We start from the raw sequence: 1,877 nt of genomic DNA, 5'->3' as shown, positions 1-1,877 counted from the left end.
CGCGGGGATCTGCACAGCAGAAAAAGCCGCGATGTGATGCACCTCATCATGTCGGCCAGGGCCGGAACGGATGTCGCGGCGTTCGAGGGCGCCGTTCGTCACTTCCTTGCAGACCAGTTCGCTGGACATCGCTATGTGTTCGCGACGCACGATCCCGCCAATGACCCGAAGGAGGCAGGGCAGGGCGGTAAGCGCCCCCACGTTCACGCCCACGCGATCGTCACCATGAAATCGGAATCCGGTGACCGGATCGAGACGACGCCGGCCGTGTTCCGGCAATGGCGGGTGGCGATGGCAGAAAAGGCCCGGGATCATGGCATTGCCATGGAAATGACCGATCGCCGGGAGTTCGCCAATCCACCAGCCTACACGCGCAACCAGGTGCGGCCGGTTAACCGGGAAGGGCGGACAGAACATATCGGTACGAGCGAGGCGGCGCAGGCGAGATATGACGCTAAGCGGAACGGCCGGAGAACTTTAGCCAAAAGCGAAAGGAGCCGGAAGTATACCGTAAAGGCTAAGCAAAGTTGGCAGAAGATTGCCCTTGCGAGCGGTGACCGACGCATCGTTGCCTATGCCGCACAGCAGCTGGATCAACTGATATCCGGGCTTTCGGCCGGAGAGGCAGAAGCGACTTCCAATATCGTACATGCAGATTTTGGGTCAAAATTCCGCGCCAATCTGGTACCATTACAAAAGCTGGTTTTGGAGGGTGACGAATTGCGCGAGACATCACGGACAGATTTCGAGGCTTATGAAAAGAAGGTCGAGACGGCCTTGTTCAAGCTCGAGCGTATCGTCGGGCCAGAAGAACGGAGCGACTTTGACGAGGTTGCGGCCTTGGCGCGCGAACACGTCAATCAACGGCGTGAGCTCATGCAGCTCCATGAGCAACGCAATGAGGCTATCGCAGAGCAGGGCGGCGAAGATCAGCAGGCCAATCGGCGTGACGAGGTTAACGACAGATGGGATGCTGCAGTCGCCAAACATGGCGAGGCGGTTGTTGAAGCTGCAAATGACCTTCTCATCGAGATTGAACACAATCGGGAAGGATTGGACCGGATCGAGGCCGGCGACTTGCCTCATGATCCCAAGGCATTCCGCGCCGGGCTTGAGCAAGGGTTGGAACGCGCAGCGGAACTAGCGGTGCAGGGCAACACCTATATGCGGGAAGTGGCCGAGCAAGATCCCGACCTTCAGCGTGCCATTGAGAAAGCCGAGAAGGGCGCGCAGCGACCGGAGGAAGATAAGGACAATACGCCGGCGAAGGTCGACACTGTTGCCGAACAGCAGCGCGATCTTCGCAACGATGAGACGGAGCGCCAGCCGAATGAAAACGAGGCTCGTGAGGCTCATGAACTGGCGTCGACGGTCGATGCTACAAATCGTCTACAGGATCGAGTAGATAAAGATAAGGAAGCCGCGCAGCGTGGTGGCGAAACAACACGGACCGATCCCGCGCAACAGCATATTCCTCGGCTTGAGGAGCTGGAGCGGGAGGAAATGGACAAGAGGGAACGCGACCGCGATGACCGGGAACGTTAAGCGAAGATCATGTTCGACAACCATCGGCAGGATTATGTAATCCAGAGCAACGACCCCAAGGGCGACGAAGGCTTCGGCAAAGTCCTTGGCTTCGTCATCTGCTTTGTGCTGTTCTTGGGAGCCCTCCAGGTCGCCTATGATGCGGTCGCAGGCTGGTATGATGCCGCCGTGAATTGGGGCAGTGAAATAGCCGCCTATGTCGCCAGCTTTTGGCCGTTCTAGTGTCCACGGCCTTTCTCTTACCAATCAGCCGCTCGGCGGTGACAAAAGCACGCTGCCACTGTTCCAGATCGTCCGGCGGCAAAGGCTCGTTCCAAGGCATAAGCTCCTCA

Annotated in this window: 1 protein-coding gene and 1 pseudogene; both read left to right on the top strand. The window is 58.2% G+C overall.

The features are described 5' to 3' along the window. Positions 1 to 1,545, top strand: a pseudogene (locus EOA86_RS32990) (conjugal transfer protein TraA); the annotation flags it as partial. Positions 1,546 to 1,554: 9 nt separating this feature from the next. Beyond that, positions 1,555 to 1,767 carry a hypothetical protein gene (locus tag EOA86_RS32985; protein WP_128345394.1) on the top strand — a complete coding sequence of 71 codons (213 nt, stop codon included), beginning with the start codon at positions 1,555 to 1,557 and terminating at the stop codon, positions 1,765 to 1,767. Positions 1,768 to 1,877 lie beyond the last annotated feature (110 nt).

Source organism: Mesorhizobium sp. M5C.F.Ca.IN.020.32.2.1, assembly GCF_004023105.1.
Taxonomy (GTDB): domain Bacteria; phylum Pseudomonadota; class Alphaproteobacteria; order Rhizobiales; family Rhizobiaceae; genus Mesorhizobium; species Mesorhizobium wenxiniae.
This window is presented reverse-complemented; position numbering and strand designations above follow the sequence as displayed.

Excerpts from the sequence above, each read along its gene's own strand:
- EOA86_RS32985 (WP_128345394.1), top strand. The coding sequence starts at position 1,555 with ATGTTCGACAACCATCGGCAGGATTATGTAATCCAGAGCAACGACCCC.